At 55.1% G+C, this 21,571-nt stretch carries 15 protein-coding genes; 9 read left to right on the top strand and 6 right to left on the bottom strand.

Annotated features, from left to right (window positions below; genetic code table 11):
* Positions 1-93 precede the first annotated feature (93 nt).
* The 3 genes from hsdR to Q354_RS0122915 all read right to left on the bottom strand — a co-directional run bounded on the left by hsdR (position 94) and on the right by Q354_RS0122915 (position 6,403).
* Positions 94-3,621 carry a type I restriction-modification system endonuclease gene (gene hsdR, locus Q354_RS0122925; RefSeq protein WP_027859660.1) on the bottom strand — a complete coding sequence of 1,176 codons (3,528 nt, stop codon included), beginning with the start codon at positions 3,619-3,621 and terminating at the stop codon, positions 94-96.
* A 195-nt stretch (positions 3,622-3,816) separates the two neighbouring features.
* A complete protein-coding gene (locus tag Q354_RS0122920) occupies positions 3,817-5,754 on the bottom strand; it encodes a methyl-accepting chemotaxis protein (protein WP_027859659.1) in 1,938 nt (645 codons plus the stop codon).
* Positions 5,755-5,971: 217 nt separating this feature from the next.
* A complete protein-coding gene (locus Q354_RS0122915) occupies positions 5,972-6,403 on the bottom strand; it encodes a GlcG/HbpS family heme-binding protein (RefSeq protein ID WP_027859658.1) in 432 nt (143 codons plus the stop codon).
* Between the two features lie 684 nt (positions 6,404-7,087).
* Between Q354_RS0122915 and gcl the strand changes: the two genes are divergently transcribed.
* The 6 genes from gcl to Q354_RS0122885 all read left to right on the top strand — a co-directional run bounded on the left by gcl (position 7,088) and on the right by Q354_RS0122885 (position 14,293).
* Complete coding sequence (gene gcl, locus Q354_RS0122910; protein WP_027859657.1) at positions 7,088-8,863, top strand: glyoxylate carboligase; 1,776 nt, start codon at positions 7,088-7,090, stop codon at positions 8,861-8,863.
* Between the two features lie 69 nt (positions 8,864-8,932).
* Positions 8,933-9,715, top strand: a complete 783-nt coding sequence (hyi, locus tag Q354_RS0122905; RefSeq protein WP_027859656.1) for a hydroxypyruvate isomerase — start codon at positions 8,933-8,935, stop codon at positions 9,713-9,715.
* A 25-nt stretch (positions 9,716-9,740) separates the two neighbouring features.
* Entirely contained in the window at positions 9,741-10,643 is a 903-nt protein-coding gene (locus Q354_RS0122900) for a 2-hydroxy-3-oxopropionate reductase (RefSeq protein WP_456085371.1), read from the top strand.
* 83 nt (positions 10,644-10,726) lie between these two features.
* The gene (locus Q354_RS0122895; protein ID WP_027859654.1) at positions 10,727-12,010 is read left to right on the top strand and encodes a glycerate kinase type-2 family protein; all 1,284 of its coding nucleotides are present in this window, start codon (positions 10,727-10,729) and stop codon (positions 12,008-12,010) included.
* The gene (gene pyk, locus Q354_RS0122890; protein WP_027859653.1) at positions 11,997-13,427 is read left to right on the top strand and encodes a pyruvate kinase; all 1,431 of its coding nucleotides are present in this window, start codon (positions 11,997-11,999) and stop codon (positions 13,425-13,427) included. The genes Q354_RS0122895 and pyk overlap by 14 nt, the downstream gene beginning before the upstream one ends.
* Positions 13,428-13,612: 185 nt before the next feature.
* On the top strand, positions 13,613-14,293 hold the full coding sequence (locus Q354_RS0122885; RefSeq protein WP_027859652.1) for an HAD family hydrolase: 681 nt from the start codon (positions 13,613-13,615) through the stop codon (positions 14,291-14,293).
* Positions 14,294-14,386: 93 nt separating this feature from the next.
* Here the strand turns inward: Q354_RS0122885 and Q354_RS0122880 are convergent, their stop codons facing one another.
* On the bottom strand, positions 14,387-15,064 hold the full coding sequence (locus Q354_RS0122880) for a hypothetical protein (protein ID WP_027859651.1): 678 nt from the start codon (positions 15,062-15,064) through the stop codon (positions 14,387-14,389).
* Positions 15,065-15,748: 684 nt separating this feature from the next.
* Here Q354_RS0122880 and Q354_RS0122875 point away from each other — a divergent pair.
* Positions 15,749-17,161: a sodium-dependent transporter gene (locus Q354_RS0122875; protein ID WP_027859650.1), complete on the top strand. Its 1,413-nt coding sequence runs from the start codon at positions 15,749-15,751 to the stop codon at positions 17,159-17,161.
* Positions 17,162-17,257: 96 nt separating this feature from the next.
* On the opposite strand, the gene Q354_RS0122870 is transcribed toward Q354_RS0122875, so the two are convergent.
* Positions 17,258-18,463, bottom strand: coding sequence for an NADH:flavin oxidoreductase/NADH oxidase family protein (locus tag Q354_RS0122870; protein ID WP_036231289.1), 1,206 nt, complete (start codon positions 18,461-18,463; stop codon positions 17,258-17,260).
* Positions 18,464-18,664: 201 nt separating this feature from the next.
* Between Q354_RS0122870 and Q354_RS0122865 the strand changes: the two genes are divergently transcribed.
* Positions 18,665-19,591: a LysR family transcriptional regulator gene (locus Q354_RS0122865; protein ID WP_027859648.1), complete on the top strand. Its 927-nt coding sequence runs from the start codon at positions 18,665-18,667 to the stop codon at positions 19,589-19,591.
* A gap of 112 nt (positions 19,592-19,703) precedes the next feature.
* Here Q354_RS0122865 and Q354_RS0122860 read toward each other — a convergent pair whose 3' ends face one another.
* The gene (locus Q354_RS0122860) at positions 19,704-20,615 is read right to left on the bottom strand and encodes a LysR family transcriptional regulator (RefSeq protein ID WP_027859647.1); all 912 of its coding nucleotides are present in this window, start codon (positions 20,613-20,615) and stop codon (positions 19,704-19,706) included.
* 110 nt (positions 20,616-20,725) lie between these two features.
* On the opposite strand from Q354_RS0122860, the gene Q354_RS0122855 reads away from it, so the two are divergent.
* Positions 20,726-21,568: a pirin family protein gene (locus Q354_RS0122855; protein ID WP_027859646.1), complete on the top strand. Its 843-nt coding sequence runs from the start codon at positions 20,726-20,728 to the stop codon at positions 21,566-21,568.
* Positions 21,569-21,571 lie beyond the last annotated feature (3 nt).

Genomic DNA, 21,571 nt, shown 5'->3' with positions numbered 1-21,571 from the left:
TCGTATCGACATGTAAACAAGATATGTCGATTTTCTCAGGATTTTTCGACACATAAACCAGATATGTATACTTTCTTTTATTTTTTATACATATCATGAAGCCGACTGCCAAAGGCTGTCGTTAAGACCATCCAGCACATCATCCAGCTTCTGCCCTAACGCTTTATCCAGCTGCTTGGCTCCGCCTGGAAAAGCCGGGATAGCGCTAATCGTCTCTCGATCGATAATCACTTCATGAGTCAGCTGCTTGGACAGGCGATCAAGCCACTTCCTTTGCGCGGGTGTCCATTGATGCTGGCCATAAATGCTCTGCATTGCGTTCTGCACACGCTGTTCAAAAGGCAGCAGCGCTTCACCCAATGCGGCCTGCCGGATATGGCCGATGATACTGGCTGCGATATCCTGATTAGTTTTGTTACGCCATGCTGATTGCAACGAAGCCTCACTGTAACCCGCCCCATCCAGCATGATGCGAATCTCTTTCAGCTGTTCCCGGGTCAAATCTCTCGGTTTGCTAACAACAACGGAGAGTGCAGCGGACTGGTTGATCTGTTCTCGGATGAACTGAGCGAAGCTATCCAGATAGTCAGCAGGCTTTTCATAGATGCCGTAGCTCTGCTCCCGGACCTCAAGCACGTCATGATGATCAGAAATCACCGGGTAGTTCTCGCTGCCTAAGAACTGACGTACTTCATCTAACTGATTCAGTATTCCCTGATGTTGCTGCATAAACGCTGAAGCCTGCTTCGGCCCCAATGAATGAAGGTGCTGATGAAGTTTCTTAGGCTCGACACCCCAGAGCCGCTCCAGTTCATCCAGTTTCTGTTTCAGCTGCGGCTTACGTTCTGCCTTTTTCTCGGCTTTGCGTAACACTCGCATCACCTTCTGACTGAGCTGACTCAGAACAGCATCCGCATGTGATTCGTTCTCTGACTCACCCGGTGCCTCTAAAGCTTGCTGTAGCTGCTCTGGATCGGTCAGTTCTTCAACCAACTGCTCCAGGGTGATATTCGGGTCTTTCACAAGCGGCTTCATTGTAGAAACCGGCTCAAGAGCAGCATAGATATCGACTGGGTCGTAGATACGGAATACTGTTTTACCGATCTCGTCGCAGCGGCGAGTGGCACGCCCTACCATCTGTTCGTAGAGAATTCGTGACTTCACCCGGCGAAGGAATACAAGGTTGCAGATCTCTGGTACGTCAATACCGGTCGTCAGCAGGTCGACAGTTATTGCGATATTAGGATAGCGCTCGTTTTTGTACTGGCGGATCAGTTGATCCACTTTATCGCTCTGGCCAGTGATCTTAACAACCGCTGCCTGATTGTAGTCGCCGTTATACAGCTCTTTGAAAGCGGCATCTAAGAGACGCTTCACCATGTCCGCATGCAGGTCAGTCGCACAGAAGATCATGGCTTTCTCATCACCAAAGGGATCAATCTCCTGAGCCAGCTGTTCGCAGATAACACGGTTAAAGTTCTCGTTGATCACTCGCCGGTTAAACGCTTCGATTTCGAAATTCAGCTCATCATCCAGCTCAGCAGATTCAACCTCACCCGTCTGGACATTGATGGCTGATACCTCACTACCTTTCTCAAACCTGATGCCATGCCTGGACAGCAATGTCTGATAGCGGATCGGAGGTTCATGATCGATCAGCCAGTCATCCGCCACCGCTTCACGATAGGTATAGGTGTACACCGGTTTACCGAAGATATCGCTTGTGTGCTTGGCAGGCGTAGCGGTTAAACCAATTTTGATCGCATCAAAATAATCCAGCACGCGACGATAACTTGAGAGATACTGGCTCGCATCCCGGGTTGCCAACTCACCTTCTGTCATCTCCTGATCAAGCGTATAACCACGGTGGGCTTCATCCACAATGATGCAATCGAACTGATCCACAAGCGGTGGCGAATCCGACATAAAGATGCGTTTCACCATCGCTTGTACAGTGGCTACCTGTATCCGGGTTTCAGCCTCCGCTGCCATATCCCCCAGTTCGGCAACATTGTAGATTTTCGAGAGGGTCTGGCTTTGCTCAAGCGGAGCTTCATTAATCGCATCAAGGGCCTGCTGGCCAAGTGCACTTCGGTCCACAAGGAAGAGTATGCGTTTAAAGCGTTCTGCTTTGAGGAAGCGGTACATCAGCCCGATGATGGTCCGGGTTTTGCCTGTACCGGTAGCCATCGCCAGCAAACAATGTTGCTGATTATTCTCCAGTGCGGTCTCAACTGACTGAATAGCCTTCTGCTGGTAGTCACGCAGCTTTAGGTAAGAGAAGCCCTCCTGCTGTAACGTTTTCTGCGCTTCTGCTTTGCTGCGCTTAAGCAAGTCCAGCAGACCCTCAGGACTGTGGAACTGCTGTAACGCTCTCGCGGTATTACTGTTATCGCGCACATCCCGGAACCAGGTCCCGGATTGTTCTGCCAACTGTTTAATGAATGGACGACCATTACAGGAATACACGAAAGGTACATGGTAGTGAGCATCCTGATCATCCGGCCAGGCAACCGTCTGACCAGCTAATGTCCAAGCCCCCGTCTGACTGACTTCAACCCTGAACCCTTTTGAGTAACGCTCAGCCTGGAGGATTTTTCCCGCAACGTTGCTGTTCTCTTTCTTGGCTTCAATCACTGCCACCGGAACCAAGCCGCAAAACAGTACATAGTCTGCCCGGCCCTTCTTTCCCCGGAACTGAGTTGGCCATTCAGCAATCGCCTTGTTGACACCTTTCTCCGGGCGACAGCCTTTCTGATAGGTCAGCTCTTGGGTATCTACTTGCCAACCCACTTCCTGGAGCTGCTGGTCGATAAGGATACGTGTCAGCTCTTCATTGAGTGTGATGTGTTGCGTCGCTTTACGCGTGCTTTGACCGATACTTTTCTTCTGTTCTGAAACCTGACGAGTATCCTTCCTGGCCAACTCGTCCTGCAACTCTTTGACACGCGCTTCAAACTCACTTAGCTGCTGCGTGAAGGCAGACTCGCTTGTTTCTGACTGTTCTGACAGCTGCCTGGCTTCAGCATCCATCTGCTCAGCCAGTACAGCGTACTCTTCCTTCTCACGCTCCAACAACTCAGTTAATTGCTGACTCGAGTCCAGTTGTTGATTGGTTTCTGACAGTTCAACCTTTAGCTTTTCAATCTCCGTTTGCAGATCACGCAGGTGATGACTCGGGTCCTGAGGGGGGATAAAGGCCCCGGCTTTGAAACCGGAAGCCTTGCTGCCGAATGAGCGATGAAACCAGACAGCCAGCTCACGCGCCAGTTTAAGGCCATCCAACGCTTCTTTATGGCGTGTTCGAAACTGGTGGGTCGCCTTGTTGCCCTCGATCCGCAAGGTCTGAAAAAGATTGAGAACGACACGCTCCAGACCCACTTCTCGATTGAGCCGATAAAGCAGGTCTGACTGACTGGTACGGTCATCAAACTCCAAGCCGCAACGTGCTGCAATATCCTGAGCAAATGCTTCGCCCAGCTGACGCAGTTTGATCAGTGTAGTGTTAGGGTCACTAGAGAACGACCTTTCTGCCAACGTTGCCAGCTGTTGAAAGATCGGATCATATTCTGCCAAAAAGGCAAAATTACTTTGTGTTGTTGCGGCAGTTGTCTGAGCCATCGTTCCCTCGCAGCACGTAAAGCGGCTAATTTCAGTCCATTAATGCATGATACTGATTAGCAAGGAAAAGACTAGGCCAGTTGCACCTTGGGGTAAGCCGGTATGCTGTTTCGTTCAGGCTATAGCTTCCCGAAAAACATCCCGGCTTATTTACAGTGTTTTATGACTGTTATTGGTTTGAAGATGTAATGATCACTAATAGCGGAAACGCGACATGGTTTCGCCCAGCTGTTCGACTGAGTCCTGCAACGAATCACAGGCGCTGGCGGACTGCCGTGCCGCCGCCAGGGCGCTGTCGCCGGCATCACTGATCAGGACCGTGCTTTGTGCCACTTCCTCTACCACCAGCGACTGCTGACCGAGATTCTCGGCAACACGTTCGTTCTGGTCGCTGATGCTATGGATTGCGCGTTCGATTTCGGAAAAGGCTTCACCGGCACGGTCGGCCTGTTCAACCGATCGCATACTGCTTTCCAGCGCCTGATCCATCACCGACATGGCGCTGCCTGCGCCATTTTGCAGCTTGGTAATAATGCTCTGAATCCGGCTGGTCAGCTGGTGGCTCTTGGTCGCCAGTCCGCGTACTTCATCGGCAACGACGGCAAAACCGCGTCCCTGTTCTCCGGCCCGGGCCGCTTCGATTGAGGCATTCAGCGCCAGCAGGTTGGTATTGTCAGACACTTCCCGGATCACCACCAGCAGGCTGCCGATCTCCTGTATATCCTTGTCCAGCTGCTGAATGACGCTGTTGGCATCGCGGATCGCCTCGGAGAGCTGATTATTCGCTGTCCGCGCCTGCGTCAGCAGGCCGGCACCGCCAATCGCCTGTTCACGCACCGCACCGCTGGCCCCGGAGGCGTAGCCGGCAATCCGGGTGATCTCCTGAATGGTCGCGCGCATCTGCTCCATCGACGATGCCACCTGCACCACCCGCTGCTGCTGGTCGTTGACGTTGTCGATGGTGGTACCGGCACTCTCAATCACATCCTGCAGTGTTTCCGACACCTGCGCCCGCACCCTGTCCACCTGGCTGATTGAGGCCTGAATACGGGATACAAAGCCATTGAAGCCGTTAGCCAGCTGGCCGATCTCATTGGTTTCACGCATATCGAGCCGACTGGTCAGATCGCCGGCGCCTTCGCCAATATCGGTCAGCAGCAGGGCGACCTTTTTCACCGGCGCCGATACGCTGCGGCTGATCCAGAATACCGGCACCAGCAATATCAGGGATAACAGCGCCACCAGCTGCATAACACCGGTGAATGCCGCTTCCAGCTCGGCAAACACGGCATCCTGGGGAACGGTCGCCACCAGATACCAGCCCAGGCTGGGGATATAGCTGGACGCCAGGAACTGATCCTCTCCATCCAGCTGGGATTCAGACACGTGAAAGCTCTGGTGGCCGGTCAAGGGGTCCGCCAACGCACCTATACCCGGCAATGTCGCCAGGCGGGCGTTATTCACCAGCGCAGTATCGGTATGAACCTTCACCAGCCCATCGGCATCGACCAGAAACACCCGTCCCTGGCCAGCTATACGGTGGCTGTTTACCTGTGCCGCAATCTCGCTCAGATTGACGCCGACACCGGTTACCGCCAGATCATCACCGGCACGCGCCATCCGGTAGTTGACGAAGGCCATCATCACGCCGATCTGCTCATCCAGATCCAGTGCCAGCTCGTAGGTCTGCCCCCCGTTGAGGAAGGCGTAAAACCACTGATCCTGCTGCAGATCCGGGCTGAGTGTTTTCCGCAGGCCCTGATCGGTGTAGTAGCGCCCGTCAGGGGTAACCACAAAGGCCATTTCAGTGTTATAGCTACTCACAATCTGTTTCAGCTGCTGACGCAACTGCGGTTCAGTGACAGTACCCTGTTCGATAGCGTCGGCCAGCAGGCTGTTATTGGCGATACTGCGTCCGGCATCCAGCGTCTGACTGATGCGGTAGTCTACCGATGCCGTGATACGGCCGAGGATATTGGGAAGTTCTTCTGTAAGCAGACGTTTTTCGGCAATCTTTGCAGCCTGATAAACGGATATCGCACCCACGGTACTAAGCGACATTACCAGGGCAAGGCCGAACAGCAACGTCAGTTTAGTTTGAATGGACGCGGATACAGCCCCTGAAATGCGCATAGTTATCTCCGGTACTGGGCCCCTCGGGATCGGACCCTCGAGATCGCTTCCGGCCCATCCCTGCCCTGAGCTTTGCACCACCGGCCGCCTTGCTTTACGCGCGTGCTGAGCAAGGGTCGACGCCACCTGACAACCGGAAAACGATCGGTATTTTTATTGTTGTAGCAATCCTTCTTTCCCACGACCCGGAGAAATACCGGGCCGTGGGGCCTGACTATCAGGCGTTGCAGCGCAGTCCGGCAGCACGGATACCTTCAATGGCGCACAGCTCATCGATATCAGAGGTATCCCCGCTGATGCCTACCGCGCCCAGCACTTCGCCACCGGCTTCGGACATCACCAGCACCCCGCCTGGGACCGGTACCAGATTTCCCTGCGCCAGCGTATTCAGTGCAGAGATGAATGCCGGTCGGTTTTCAGCATCCAGTCCGATCTCCCGTGACGACTTGCCCAGAGCCAGTGCGCCCCATGCCTTACCGATCGCGACATCCGGACGCAGCATGCTGGAACCATCCTGGCGTTGCAGCGCGATCAGTTTGCCTCCCTGATCCAGCACCGCCACGGTTAACGGTGCTGCCCCTACCTCAGTGGCATGCTGAAAGGCGTTTTTTGCAATTTCATTCGAAGTGTTCAGATTCAGAACGGTCATCGGTCAATCTCCATTTTTAAACATAAGGAAACCTTTATCGCAGGCGGACTAAGGCCCGCTTGCGCTGGATAAACGATCTGGCGAATCCGGTTAACACCCACCAGCCGATACAGATCTGCGCCTGCATCAGCCGGCCACCCAGGTGACAAACCTCTATGCTGAACAATCAGGTGCCGGGGCGGCATCCCTTGGCTCGCACACCCCGGACTTTTTCCGAACCACGCCCAGCCGAGGAACGCCGTCCGACGAACCGGCCTGCTCCGCCAGATTCTTTTATTGATCGATCTGGTCTGAAGCCCGCACAGCCCGTTCCTGTACATACATCCTGCGCACAGAGTGCGGGTCACGCTTTTACTTCGGGATAGAAGCGGTTCAGGATTGCACGCACTTCCACATCACTTATGTATCCATATATTGGGAAACATGTTCTGCAGACAGTCCTAGTTGTAATCGATAGGATGACAAAAATACATACTAAAGTTGTACATTTTTTTTATTTTTTGGGCACAATATAAATAACGCAGCCCAACAATACGACCTAAGTCTATGTTTGCAGGCGATTTTCTCTCGAAATACACCCGCATTTAAAGATACACCTCATTTCTTGACCCAAAAGTCAGCATGTGTTTAGAATTATTGGACACATTCGTGTATACAATTATTTTAAAACGAGGTGGAAGAGTAATGGCCAGAATGAAAGCGATAGAGGCAGCAGTGCTGGTAATGGCACGCGAAGGTATCGATACCGCATTCGGTATACCGGGCGCTGCTATCAACCCTATGTATGCTGCATTAAAGAAACATGGTGGGATTGATCACGTACTCGCGCGCCATGTGGAGGGGGCTTCTCATATGGCCGAGGGCTATACCCGGACCAATCCAGGCAACATCGGTGTCTGTATCGGTACATCCGGCCCTGCGGGTACTGATATGGTTACAGGCCTCTACTCCGCATCTGCGGACTCAATTCCGATTCTTTGCATTACCGGCCAGGCCCCGACAGCCCGCCTGCACAAAGAAGACTTCCAGGCGGTAGAGATCTCCAAAATCGCCGAGCCGGTCACCAAGTGGTGCACCACTGTACTGGAGCCTGCGCAGATTCCGTACGCATTCCAGAAAGCATTCCACATCATGCGTTCCGGCCGCCCGGGACCGGTACTGCTGGATCTGCCATTTGACGTGCAGATGGCCGAAATCGAGTTTGATATCGACGCCTACGAGCCGATGGAAGTGCACAAGCCTGCTGCAACCCGCAGCCAGGTTGAGAAAGCACTGAGCATGCTGAATGAAGCAGAGAACCCGCTGCTGGTTGCCGGTGGCGGTATTATCAACGCCGATGCCAGCGACAAACTGGTGGAATTTGCCGAGATCACCGGCCTGCCGGTTATCCCGACCCTGATGGGCTGGGGCACGATTCCGGACGATCACCCACAGATGGTCGGCATGGTAGGTCTGCAGACCTCTCACCGCTACGGTAACGCCACCCTGCTGGCCTCCGACTTTGTACTGGGCGTGGGTAACCGCTGGGCCAACCGTCACACTGGTGGTGTCGATGTCTACACCGAAGGCCGCAAGTTCGTTCACGTTGATATCGAGCCAACCCAGATCGGCCGCGTATTTATGCCGGACTACGGCATCGTATCGGACGCCGGAGCGGCGCTTGAAGTGTTTATCGAAGTGGCACGTGAATGGCGCGAAGCCGGCAAGCTGAAAGACCGCAGCAAGTGGCTGTCCGAATGTCAGGAGCGTAAGCGCACCCTGCAGCGTAAGACCCACTTCACCGAAACGCCGATCAAGCCACAGCGCGTTTATGAAGAGATGAACGAAGCCTTTGGCAAAGACACCTGCTATGTCAGCACTATCGGCCTGTCCCAGATCGCGGCTGCGCAGTTCCTGCACGTCTACAAGCCACGCCACTGGATCAACTGTGGCCAGGCGGGTCCCCTGGGTTGGACTGTGCCGGCGGCGCTGGGTGTCGCCAAGGCCGATCCTGAACGCAACGTTGTTGCCCTCTCCGGTGACTACGACTTCCAGTTCATGATCGAGGAGCTGGCGGTCGGGGCGCAGTTCAAGCTGCCGTATATCCACGTGGTAGTAAACAACTCTTACCTGGGTCTGATCCGTCAGGCGCAGCGTGGATTCGACATGGATTACTGCGTACAGCTGTCATTCGAGAACGTCAATGCACCGGAACTCGGCAGCTACGGTGTCGACCACGTTGCGGTAGCGGAAGGCCTGGGCTGTAAGGCGATCCGTGTACGCGATCCGGAAGAGATCAGTGCCGCACTGGCTCAGGCCAAGGCACTGATGGCCGAGCATCAGGTACCGGTCATCGTAGAGATCCTGCTGGAGCGTGTAACCAACATCTCCATGGGTGTTGAGATCAACAACATCAATGAATTTGAAGATCTGGCAGAAAACGCGGCCGATGCACCGACCGCGATCTCTCTGCTCGACTGATCTGAAATAGACATATCCCAGCTGGCTGCCCGGTTTTAACCGGCGGCCAGCCCTAACCAAGGAGCATTTATGCCACGTTTAGCAGCCAATCTGTCGATGCTGTTTACCGAAGTCGATTTTATCGATCGCTTCGAAGCAGCTGCAAACGCAGGGTTTAAAGGAGTTGAGTACCTGTTTCCCTACGACTTTGATGCCTCGCTGATCAAAGAAAAACTGGACGACAACGCGCTGGAACAGGTGCTGTTCAACCTGCCGGCAGGCGACTGGGCCGGCGGAGAACGCGGCATCGCCTGTCACCCGGACCGGGTTGACGAGTTTCGTCAGGGTGTCGATAAAGCGCTGGAATATGCGGCGATCCTCGGCAATCAGCAGATCAACTGTCTCGCCGGTATCGTACCTGCCGAGGTGACACCTGAAGCGGCAGAAGCCACCTTTATCAGCAATATCCGCTACGCCGCTGACAAGCTGGCCGCCGCCGGTATCCGTTTGGTGATGGAAGCGATCAACACCCGCGATATTCCGGGCTTCTTCCTCAATAACACCGCCCAGGCCGTGGCCATTCGTGAAGCGGCAGGCAGCGACAATCTCTACCTGCAGTACGACATCTACCATATGCAGATTATGGAAGGTGACCTTGCCCCAACGATCGAAGCCAACCTGGGTGTCATCAACCATATCCAGCTGGCGGATAACCCGGGACGCCATGAACCCGGCACCGGCGAGATCAACTACCACTTCCTGTTCGATTTTATCGACCAGCAGGGTTACGACGGCTGGATCGGTTGCGAATACAAACCGACCACCACCACCGAAGCGGGCCTCGGCTGGCTGAAGACCCACAATCAGATTTAAACCAGTAAGCGATTAAAAGCTAACAATCCGGAGAATAACAATGGCTAAGATTGGATTTATCGGCACCGGCATCATGGGTAAGCCCATGGCAAAAAACCTGCAGGATGCAGGCCACACACTGTTTTTCAGCGAACACTTCGACAAGGCTCCGGCCGACCTGGTCGGTGACAAGGGGATCGCGCTGGCGAACCCTAAAGAGGTTACCCAGGAAGCAGAGTTCATCATCATCATGGTGCCGGACACCCCTCAGGTTGAAGATGTTCTGTTCCGCGAAAACGGCGTTGCAGAAGCGGCCGGCGCGGGCAAGGTGATCATCGATATGAGCTCCATCGCCCCGCTGGCAACAAAATCTTTCGCCGAGCGTATCAACGCCACTGGCGCTGAGTATCTGGATGCCCCGGTATCCGGCGGTGAAGTCGGTGCGATTGCCGCCAGCCTGACCATCATGGTCGGCGGTAGCGATGCAGCCTTCGAGCGCGCCAAGCCACTGTTCGAAGCGATGGGTAAAAACATCACTCTGGTGGGTGGTAACGGCGATGGTCAGACCACCAAGGTTGCCAACCAGATTATCGTAGCGCTGAACATTCAGGCAGTGGCTGAAGCCCTGCTGTTCGCATCCAAGGCGGGTGCTGATCCGGCCAAGGTACGTGAAGCACTGATGGGCGGCTTTGCCTCCTCCAAGATTCTGGAAGTACACGGCGAGCGCATGGTTAAGGGTACTTTTGATCCGGGCTTCCGTATCTCGCTGCACCAGAAAGACCTTAACCTGGCCCTCAGCGGTGCCCGCGAAATGCAGATCGGCCTGCCAAACACCTCCACCGCTCAGGAGCTGTTTAACAGCTGCGCCGCGCTGGGTGGCTCCAACTGGGACCACTCCGCCCTGATTAAGGCGCTGGAACACATGGCGAACCACTCAATTCGCGACTAATCGTTAAGAAAACGCCACACCCAGGGAGGCCGCAAGGCTTCCCGCTTCACGCCCGTTATTCCGCTCGATTCAGGAGAAACCCGATGATGACTGACCCCCAAACCTTTCTGACCGACCTGTTCGATACGGCGGTGAATGTCGCCCATCCCCGGCAGGCATTGGCGCCCCATCTCCCCGCGGACAAATCCGGCAGAGCGGTGGTCATCGGCGCTGGCAAGGCAGCTGCATCCATGGCACAGGCACTGGAACAGACCTGGCAGGGTGAAATCAGCGGACTGGTCGTCACCCGCTACGGCCACAATGCAGATTGTGAAAAAATCGAAGTCGTCGAAGCAGCCCATCCGGTGCCGGACGACGCCGGTCTCGCCGTAGCAAACAGGGTGATGGCGATGGTCGAAAATCTCACGGCGGATGATACGGTAATCTTCCTGCTCTCAGGCGGTGGTTCCGCCCTGCTGTCATTGCCGGCACCGGGTATCAGCCTGCAGGATAAGCAGCAGCTGAATAAGGCGCTGCTGAGATCAGGCGCATCCATCAGCGAAATGAACTGCGTCCGCAAGCACCTCTCCGCCATCAAGGGCGGACGCCTGGCAAAAGCCTGCTATCCGGCCACGCTGTACACCTACGCGATATCCGATGTACCGGGTGATGAAGCCACCGTAATCGCCTCCGGCCCGAGCGTCGCCGATCCCACCACCTCGGCTGAGGCGCTGGCGATTCTGCAGCGCTACGAAATCGATACCCCGGCGCATATCCAGGCATGGCTGAATGATCCGGCGTCCGAGACCGTGAAGGCGGGAGATCCCTGCCTGCAGAACAGTCACTTTGCCCTGATCGCCACCCCGCAGCACGCGCTGCAGGCCACACTGGATAAGTGTGAAGCAGACGGCATCCCTGCGCTGGTGCTGGGCGATCTGGAGGGCGAATCCCGCGAAGTCGCCAAGGTACATGCGGGCATCACACAACAGATCATTAAACACGGTCAGCCGATTCAGCCGCCCTGCGTCATCATCTCCGGCGGTGAAACCACGGTGACCGTGAAAGGCAACGGCCGCGGCGGCCGCAATGCAGAATTTCTGCTCAGCCTGACAGAAAGCCTGAAAGGTCAGGCCGGTGTCTGGGCAATCGCCGCCGATACCGATGGTATCGATGGTTCCGAGGACAACGCCGGCGCCATCATGACACCCGACAGCTACAACGATGCACTGGCACAGGGAATCAGCGCCACCGATATGCTTGATAACAACGATGGCTACGGCTACTTCGAAGCCCTGGAGCAGTTACTGTTCACCGGCCCGACCCGCACCAACGTTAATGACTTCCGCGCCATCCTCATTCTGGGAGACCCAGCAAATGATTCAGAATAAGAAAGTAAAAATAGTTGCCACACTGGGCCCTGCTATTAAAGACAAAGCCGATATCCGCCGCCTGGTAGAGAACGGTGCCAATGTATTCCGCCTCAATTTCAGTCACGGTGAGCACGCTGATCACGCCGAGCGCCTGCAGTGGATTCGTGCGGTGGAACAGGAGATGGGCACACCGATCGGCATCCTGATGGATCTTCAGGGTCCGAAGCTGCGTGTCGGTAAATTCGCCGATGGTGCGGTTATCCTGCAGAAAGGCCAGGCATTCCGGCTCGACCTGGACAACGCCCCCGGCGATACGACACGCGCCAGCCTGCCCCACCCCGAGATTATCGAAGCACTGAAACCGGGCATGAACCTGTTGCTGGACGACGGTAAGCTGCGGCTGAACGTAACCGCAGCTGATGCTGAAGGTGTCGACACCGAAGTTCTGGTGGGCGGCGAGCTGTCCGATCGCAAAGGCGTCAACGTACCCGAAGCGGTGCTGGAGCTGAGCCCCCTGACGGAAAAGGATCATCGCGACCTGCAGTTCGGCCTTGAAATCGGCGTCGACTGGGTCGCCCTCTCCTTCGTACAAAAACCGGAGGATATTGCCGAGGCCAAGGCGATCATTCAGGGTCGCGCTTTCCTGATGGCCAAGGTCGAGAAACCCAGCGCCGTGGAATACCTCGATGAGATCGTTTCCCAGGCTGATGCCATCATGGTTGCCCGTGGCGACCTCGGCGTAGAACTGCCTGCCGAGACCATCCCGGCAATCCAGAAACGCATTGTTGAAAGCTGCCGCCAGCAGGGTAAGCCGGTTGTGGTCGCCACCCAGATGCTGGAGTCGATGCGTAACTCACCGGCACCGACCCGTGCCGAGGTAACCGATGTTGCCAATGCGGTGTATGAAGGCGCTGACGCCGTGATGTTATCGGCTGAAACCGCTTCCGGGGACTACCCGATCGAAGCGGTCAGCATGATGCGTAAGATCATCCATGAGGTCGAGTCTGACCCCAACTACCTGGCGCGACTGGATATAAACCGCCCCTTCCCGGACGCGACCGTATCCGATGCGATCAGCTGTGCAATCCGCCGTATCAGCCGGATTCTGCCGGTTGCGGCACTGGTGAACTATACCCAGTCCGGTACCACCAGCCTGCGAGCTGCACGCGAGCGGCCTAAGGCACCGATCCTCAGCCTGACGCCGAGCCTGACCACAGCACGACGCCTCACCGTGGTCTGGGGTATCCAGTCACTGGTCGATGAAAGCTTCTCGGACTGCGAACACATCGTAGAAGCTGCCTTTGAAGCGGTGGAACAACGCGAGATGGCCGACGATGGCGACATGCTGGTGATCACTGCCGGCGCACCGTTCGGCCGTCCCGGCTCGACCAATATGCTGCGTGTAGAAACCTACGAAAGCGGCAAGACCGCCTGAGCATTGCTTTGACAGCCGGCCCTGACCGCCAGGGCCGCATTTTCCTCTTACTGGCAAGCCGGTGCGTGCAGCACCCATGTACAACCCGGCACTTTTAGGCGCGATCCTATGCCGCGCCCGGGGGAAGTTCTGCTTCCCCCTTTTTTATTTCGATTTTACTCCAATGGCGACACGGGACTATTCCTATGCGTTACCTGTTATTCGACCTCGACGGAACCCTGCTTAATACTCAGGAGGGCATCCTCTGTGGCGTCCGCCATGTCCTGCAACAACAGGGATTATCACAGCTGGCCCGGGAGGTCACGGCGCAGCAGCTGATCGGCCCCTCCCTGCGGGACAGTTTTTCCAGGCTGTTACAAACCGAGCAACCGGCCCGGATTAACAGCGCCATTAACCGCTTTCGTCACTACTACCTGAGCAAGGGGATCTACCAGTATCAGCACTACCCCCATATCAAGGCAGCACTGCAACAGCTGAATCAGCGTGGCTACGGCCTGTTGGTTGCCACCAGCAAACCACAGATGCAGGCTGAGATACTGCTGCGCCACAGCCATCTGGCGCCCTACTTTCAGGCGATATATGGCAGCGACGACCAGACACCGGGTCACAGTAAGGCCCTCACCCTGAAAAAGATCCTCGACCAACACCAGATTGCGGCCCATCACTGCAGCATGATCGGCGATCACCGTCTCGATATAGATGCCGGAAAGCAACAGGGCATGAATACGGTCGCGGTTAGCTGGGGTTACGACCCGCTGGACCAGCTGCAACGCACCGACAGTGATGAACTGATCCACACCCCGCAGGCGCTGCTAAGACTGTTTCCGGTCACCGAAACCAGCTGGCAGGCCAACCTTGCCATCTGACACTGCGCAGAAACACCAGCGCCGAGATGCAAAAGCGCCGGACAGTACCCACACTGCCCGGCTTTTCAGATGCTGACTGAAAGCCTACGCCTGTCAGGCAACCACTTCCTTCTGCTTCGGATAGATAAAGAACTGGGCGATGATCGCCAGTTTCAGTAATGCGCTGACACTGCCAAGCATGATCAGCGGCCAGCCATCGGTCAGCCCCAGCACAAAACCGAATGCCACATTGGAAAGATCCTTACACATGAAGACGGCATTCATCGGCAGCGACAGGGCTCCGGTAGTTTTCTCCAGCCAGATTTTACGGATCTGCTGGATACCGCCCTGCACCATCACCACCGTAGCGCCCAATGCCAGCACAACCGAGGTGGTGCGACCGACCACCAGCACCTGCTCGCGAAAGAAAAAAGCCACCACGGCGATCACCATACAGCCCACTCCGACCAGAAACGGCAGGCGCTGGGATAGCTGGTGGCGATCAACATACAATTCAAACAGGATCAGCAAAGTCATCAGCGCCGCAAACAGGCGGGTAATGAAGATATAGGGTTCGATCTCGTCCAGCATGATCGAATAGAGAAAGAAGGCATAAAACGCTATAAAGCTGGAAAAGAAGGCATTTGCAGACAATGACTGGGTTGCATAACCGCTGCTGAGCGCCAGCTCAGAACCCTTACGTTTCCTGATACGGCGCAGCTGGTCGACCAGTCCGAACAGACAGCCAACAAAGAACACCGAACTTAAAATGCCGAAAAAGTTGTATAACATCAGTTTTCTCTTACCCCTTACCCGGACCGCCAACAGAGCGATCAGCTAAAACGGGGCGCAATCTAACACAATCCGGCAACACCAGTCGGTGCCAGAGCGTCATTGAGATAGGCACCAGCTCCGGCAGAAACCAGAGAGCTATTCTGCTCGCTCATCTCTTGTACAAAGGTATATCTTCAAATTATCAAATTTACTGTTGACGTTTACGTCAACGTAGATGTAGATTTACCCAGTCGCTCTACCCGGGCGATAAAGGAAGTACCTGAATCAGCGGCCTATCGGCCGGTTGAAAAACAATAAGACAGGAGCGACCCGCCGTGATCCGGCACAGGGTACGCGAGGCCAGATTATGAATCTGAAACAGATCCTTTTCTCATTCTGTAATACGGACAGCGTCTCTGCTTTCCGCTCAGCTCAGTGTTCAATCCACTCTTCCTGCCTGCAAGACACCTTTTCGCATCGCATTCACTGCCGAATACCCGTTGCGAAAATATCACCGCCCCACAGCTGATTCAAAACCGACCGCCGGATAATTCCGAAGCACTGTGGTTTTGTGCAGCCAGCACATCACGGCAGTGGTCTGTCTTCAGCTATCCGGTAATCGTTATACAACCTCAAAGACCAGGTCAGCGCTTAAATGCTGACTGATTCCAGACAAAAAAAATAAAGATCTTGGAGCAAAACGTGAGCAAGTTAACGCAAAATCTCTCAACAGACGCAACAGAACCCCAGGGCCGTCAGGCCAATACCATGTGGTCTTCCCGGATGGCCTTTATCCTCGCCGCCAGTGGTTCCGCTGTCGGGCTGGGTAACATCTGGAAATTCCCGTATATCACCGGTGAAAACGGTGGCGGTGCTTTCGTACTGGTTTACCTGCTATGTATCTCTATTGTCGGCATCCCGATTATGATTGCCGAGGTGATGATGGGACGCGCCGGCGGTAAGAGCCCGATTAACAGTCTGCGCGACCTGGCACAGCGAAACGGACTCAGTACCCGCTGGGTCGGAGTCGCCTGGCTTGGCGTTATCGCCTCTTTTCTGATTCTCTCCTTCTACTCCGTTATCGGCGGCTGGGCGATCAGCTACGTGGGCCATGCCGCCAGCGGCAGCTTCGCCGGGGCCGACGCCGACGCTATCGGCGCTATGTTCGGCGGCCTGCTCGGCGATGCCGGTACCCTGATGATCTGGCACAGCATCTTTATGGTGACGGTGATCATGATCGTTGCCCGCGGCCTGAAGTCCGGTATGGAGAAAGCGATTAACCTGCTGATGCCACTGTTGTTCTTCTTGCTGCTGGTGATGGTTGGCTATGCTGCCAGCACTTCAGCATTTGATCAGGGCTTCAGCTTCCTGTTCTCTGTCGACTTCAGCAAACTGACAACGGCCGGTGTACTGACCGCGCTGGGCCACGCCTTCTTCACCCTGAGTCTGGGTATGGCGGTCATGATCGCCTACGGTTCTTACCTGCCGAAAAACGTATCTATCGCCAAAACAGCCGTCACGGTTTCCATCGTAGACACGCTGGTGGCGCTGCTGGCCGGTCTGGCGATCTTCCCGCTGGTCTTTGCAAACGGCCTTGAGCCGGGTGCGGGTCCGGGCCTTATCTTCCAGACTCTGCCACTGGCGTTCGGCAAGATGTCCGGTGGTGTGCTGTTCGGTACACTGTTCTTCGCCCTGCTGGTTGTCGCAGCCTTCACTTCCGCTATCTCCCTGCTGGAGCCGGTAGTGGAATGGCTGGAAGAGAAGAAAGGTATCAACCGCTTCGTCGCCACCCTGATCGCAGGCGGAACTGTCTGGCTGCTGGGTATCGCTACCGTACTCTCACTCAACGAGTGGGCTAACTTCCACCCGCTGGCCTTTATCCCGGCCTTCGAAGGTAAGACAGTATTCGATATCCTCGACTACGTTACGTCTAACCTGATGATGCCACTGGCGGGCCTGCTGACTGCGGTACTGGTTGGCTGGTTCATGAAACGTGAGATGGTTCGCCAGGAACTGGCGATGGACAGCGAAGGCGCTTTCAATGGTCTGATGTTCGTCCTGAAGTTCCTGACCCCTGCTGCGGTCATGGTTGTATTTATCTATAACCTGATCTGATAGTCCGCTGATAAAGGAGCCTGATCATTCAGGCTCCTTTCTAATCACATAGTAATACCCCCTCAGGGCACAGCCCAACATTAGATCCGCTATCCGTTATGCCTGCCCGAAACGCTCGCGCCAATTAGCGCTTCGCATCTCATCACGTTCCTCGTAAAGCCTGATCGCCGACGAAAGATCCACCTCAAAACGACTCTCGTTACCATTGGCCAATGCGGTGAGCAACATCGTATACCACGCCGTGATTCCACCCGGTGGCACTGTCTCAAACCGGGGAAAAGCCGGGGCAGCCGCTTGGCCGGACAGCCAGTCATTTGCAAGTGCCGGGTTCAACACCATCGTCCGGGCCAGCCCGACCGCATCCACCGCACGGCTCGCCAGGGCAGCGCCAACCTGATCACCCGTTTTGAAGCCGCCGGTTGCCTGTAAAGGTATGCAAGTAACCTGCTTAGCCCTGGCGGAAAAATCGACAAAGTAAGGCCCGCTGGCAACATTATCCGTACAGGCCTTAGCGCCCGGAAAATAGGTACCGCCGCTGACCTCTATCAGATCAACTGAGGTCCGGTCGAGCATAGCCACCAGCTCTAAGGCATCGGCCTCTGTTAACCCTCCTTCCAACTGATCCGACGAATTGATCTTTATCCCCACGGGAAACCGCGGGCCAACAGCACGCCGTACCCTGTCTATTACCTCGACAACTATCCGGGCACGGGCTTCGATCGAGCCGCCATATTGGTCATTGCGCCGGTTGAAAAGCGGTGACAGGAACTGACTGAGCAAAAAACCATGACCGGCATGGATCTGCACACCGGTAAAACCTACCTCTTTGGCGAGCATTGCGGCTCTGGCATACAGTTGAGGCAACTGCTCCACGTCGGAAACGGACATACCAGCACAGGCGAAATCGCCGATCTGCAAGGCTGATGGCCCGGTCGGCCGGCTGATCGCCGAGTGCGAAAGCGCGCCGGCATGACCTAGCTGCGGCCAGATATGCGCCCCCTCTACCGATGCCCGGCGGGCCAGAGCCTGTAAGGTCAGAAGATCGGAATCCGCACTAAACACCAGGTTGCCTGGCTTTTCGGGAAAACGGGGATCCCCCTGCACTTCGCCAATAATCGACAGGGCAACGCCACCTTTTGCCCATCTTTCGTAGAGCCTGATCTGAGCCTCTGTCGGATTACCCTCACCATCGGCAAGCGAATCAGACATCGCGGATTTAACCAACCGGTTCTTTAACTCTGCGCCACAAGGAAGCTCCAGTGAGCGCCCCATAAGATGGCGAATATCTGTACCTTCGATCATATCTGCCTCATAAAAATGCCAACCTTGGTTTCTCCACAGCGGCCTCCAGAACTAACTCAGAAACGATCACTGAGTCTGAATACTGCCGCGCTCCGAAGCGCCCTGATAGCGCGTTACCGATGGGATTCGAGACATTATCGTTTTAGTTTTATAAACTAAAAACACAGCAAAAATATAAACACTATTAAAATATATTTAATAATGAACACATCAGACCTGAGTCTGTTTATCCGTATAGCGGAAACCGGCAGCATCACCGAATCGGCCAAACAGCAGGGCATATCGACTGCCGCGGCCAGCACTGCACTCAGACGGCTGGAGAAGCAACTCGATATCCCGTTGTTTGTCCGGACAACCCGGCAGCTACGGATTACCTCTCAAGGCGAACAGTTCCTGTTTCACTGCCGCCAGGCATTGGCCAGCCTAGACCAGGGTCGCATCTCGGCGCAGCAGTCTCAGGGAGAGATCGCCGGAGAACTGAGACTTTCAGTATCCTCAGACCTGGGACGCAATATCGTTTTACCCTGGATGGACGCGCTGATGGACCAGCACCCTTCCCTGACGATTAACCTGATGGCGGGCGACTCTCTGTCAAATTTCTTTGTCGACGACGTTGACCTGGCCCTGCGCTATGGCAAACCAGAAGACTCAAACCTGGTTGCCTTTCACATTGCAACAATACCGAGAATCACCTGCGCCTCTCCCGCCTACCTGGCCAGGTTTGGCGAACCCACGCACCCTGAGGATTTAAGGAAGCACAACTGCTTGCTGTACCGACTGGATGGCCGCCTTTTCAATACCTGGGAATTCACCCACAACACAGACTGTTTCAAGATTAAGGTCGGCAGCAACAGGATCAGCAATGACACCGACATTGTCAGACGCTGGGCTGTCGCCGGCAAAGGTATCGCCCACCGCTCAGCGCTTGATATCGCTGCAGATCTGCAATGCGGGAATTTGGTGCAGGTTTTACCGCAATTTCAGTCTCCGCCCGTTCAGCTCTATCTGCTTTGCCCCAGCAGAAAACAGGTCACTCCCACCGTGATTGCCGTCAGGGAGAGGCTGCGGCAAAAGTGCGCTGGGGTGGTCGCCAGCGGCAAGGTTCCCCAATTTTCAGAAGACGCTTAAAGCCGCGCTTTCCTGACGACGGAAAGCGCCCGGTGACGTTGCATCGGTCACGCTGCATCAGAGCCACGACCGCCTATTACGTATTCCAAGCCCCGGCCTCATTACCTATTGCTTAGAGTTCCTGGCTTTCCCAGGGCGCATGGGGAGAGGTCGCCTCAAGCACGTAATCAATAAAGGTCCGGACAACCTGCGCCAGATGTCTGTGCGAGGGATAAATGATATAGATACTCTGTTCAGGGACAGAATGCCCGGCTAATACCTGAACTAATTCCCCTTCCCTTAGTGATTTGATTACCAACGGCTGAGGTACCTGAGCGATTCCCATACCGCTGCGGGCGGCTGCTACAACCAACTGCATGTTATCGACTGCATAGCGCCCTTTAACAGGCACCGAAATTTCCGCGTTGCCAGCCGAGAGCGTCCAGTACTGGTCTTTTATACTCCTGCCCATGATGACGCATTCATGCTGACTCAAGTCTCCAGCAGAGGTCGGCCAGCCCGCCTTTTCCAGATACCGTGGACTGGCACAGAAGACGCTTTTCTTCGGGCCGATACGGCGGGCTATCAGGCTGGAATCCTTTAGCTGGCCACTGCGGAAGGCTATATCAATGCGTTCTTCGATAAGATCGACATAACGGTCTGTTACTTCCAGCTCTATCTGCACCTCAGGGTAGAGGAGCAAAAAGTCACTGATCCAGGGCTGCAAATAATTGACGGCAAACTCGGTTGGCGAGGTCATTCTCAGCAATCCCGTTGGCATTGCCCGGGACTGCGATGCCAGTGCAGAGGCTTCTTCAATTTGTGCCAGATTCTGCTGACTGCTGGCGAAAAACTGCTGACCGATATCGGTTAGCCGCAGTTTTCGCGTCGACCGTTGCAGCAGCCGGACCCCCAGTGCATCTTCAAGCTTCTGCACCTTCCGGCTCACGGTCGTTGAAGGCATCTTCAGCTGCTTGCTGGCTCCGACGAAACTTCCTGCCTCCACTACTTTGACAAAGACATAAACTTCGTTGAAATCGATCATTCAGCCATTACTCACCTTAATGGGATAGTAAAACCCAACTATACCATCTAATCGATCAACGAAAGATGGCATAGCATGGATCCATCGCTAATGTTCCGGAGGATCAACAGATGAGCCGCTCGATAACAGAGATCAGAAACGGTCGCCAGCATGGTCCCGTCACCAGCTTTGTCAGCCAGCATAACGTTGCACAGCTCAATCCCTTTGTACTTTGGGATCACTTTCAGGCAGAAGGACTAGAGGGCACCACGGGGTTTGGCTTTCACGGCCACTCAGGCGTCGCAACGATCTCTTATCCGGTGGTCGGCGATATCATTCACGAAGACACCGACGGCAATCAGGGTAAGCTTGAGGCCGGAGGCGTGCAGCTGATGGCATCTGGTGCCGGTGTCTTGCATAAAGAAACGGTTTATCCGCATCAGGGCGATACCGATGCATTCCAGCTATGGACGCTGTTACCTCAAGACGGGTTCGAGATGGGGCCTGTAACTTACTCGCTGGCTCAGAAAGAGGCAGTGCCGGTCGTTGCTACCTCGGACAGTGAAACAAAAGTCCTGGTAGGCAAACATGCTGACGCAGTCAGTCCCGCCAGACACTGTGTCGATATCACCTATCTTGAGATCAGACTTAATCCTGAGGCGACATGGGCACATGCTGTGGCGAAGGGCCAGAGTTCCGGCTTTATCTACGTGCGCTCGGGTGAGGTATCACTTAATAACCGATCCCTGAGAGCCAGGCAGCTTGGTGTGCTGAATCAGTCAGATGCCGATTTCAGTCTAACGGCGGGCAATGCCGGGGCGGTCATTATGGTGGCTTTAGGCCAGCCGCTGCAGCAACCCATTATCAGCTCAGGTCCGTCCATCCATTCAAGTCGGGAACGTCTGGCTAAGGGTACCGGCAACATCCAGCGCTTGACCACATCACTCCGGGAAACGTCGCGCAAAGCTGTCTGAGTT

Origin of the sequence: Marinobacterium jannaschii DSM 6295 (genome assembly GCF_000620085.1) — a bacterium.
GTDB lineage: Bacteria > Pseudomonadota > Gammaproteobacteria > Pseudomonadales > Balneatricaceae > Pontibacterium > Pontibacterium jannaschii.
Note: the sequence above shows the minus strand (reverse complement) of the source record. Positions and strands in the feature narration are given on the sequence as shown.

Bases quoted from the DNA above. Each gene is read 5' to 3' on its own strand.
- hsdR (WP_027859660.1), bottom strand. From the start codon at position 3,621: ATGGCTCAGACAACTGCCGCAACAACACAAAGTAATTTTGCCTTTTTG.
- Q354_RS0122920 (WP_027859659.1), bottom strand. From the start codon at position 5,754: ATGCGCATTTCAGGGGCTGTATCCGCGTCCATTCAAACTAAACTGACG.
- Q354_RS0122915 (WP_027859658.1), bottom strand. From the start codon at position 6,403: ATGACCGTTCTGAATCTGAACACTTCGAATGAAATTGCAAAAAACGCC.
- gcl (WP_027859657.1), top strand. From the start codon at position 7,088: ATGGCCAGAATGAAAGCGATAGAGGCAGCAGTGCTGGTAATGGCACGC.
- hyi (WP_027859656.1), top strand. From the start codon at position 8,933: ATGCCACGTTTAGCAGCCAATCTGTCGATGCTGTTTACCGAAGTCGAT.
- Q354_RS0122895 (WP_027859654.1), top strand. From the start codon at position 10,727: ATGATGACTGACCCCCAAACCTTTCTGACCGACCTGTTCGATACGGCG.
- pyk (WP_027859653.1), top strand. From the start codon at position 11,997: ATGATTCAGAATAAGAAAGTAAAAATAGTTGCCACACTGGGCCCTGCT.
- Q354_RS0122885 (WP_027859652.1), top strand. From the start codon at position 13,613: ATGCGTTACCTGTTATTCGACCTCGACGGAACCCTGCTTAATACTCAG.
- Q354_RS0122880 (WP_027859651.1), bottom strand. From the start codon at position 15,064: ATGTTATACAACTTTTTCGGCATTTTAAGTTCGGTGTTCTTTGTTGGC.
- Q354_RS0122870 (WP_036231289.1), bottom strand. From the start codon at position 18,463: ATGATCGAAGGTACAGATATTCGCCATCTTATGGGGCGCTCACTGGAG.
- Q354_RS0122865 (WP_027859648.1), top strand. From the start codon at position 18,665: ATGAACACATCAGACCTGAGTCTGTTTATCCGTATAGCGGAAACCGGC.
- Q354_RS0122860 (WP_027859647.1), bottom strand. From the start codon at position 20,615: ATGATCGATTTCAACGAAGTTTATGTCTTTGTCAAAGTAGTGGAGGCA.
- Q354_RS0122855 (WP_027859646.1), top strand. From the start codon at position 20,726: ATGAGCCGCTCGATAACAGAGATCAGAAACGGTCGCCAGCATGGTCCC.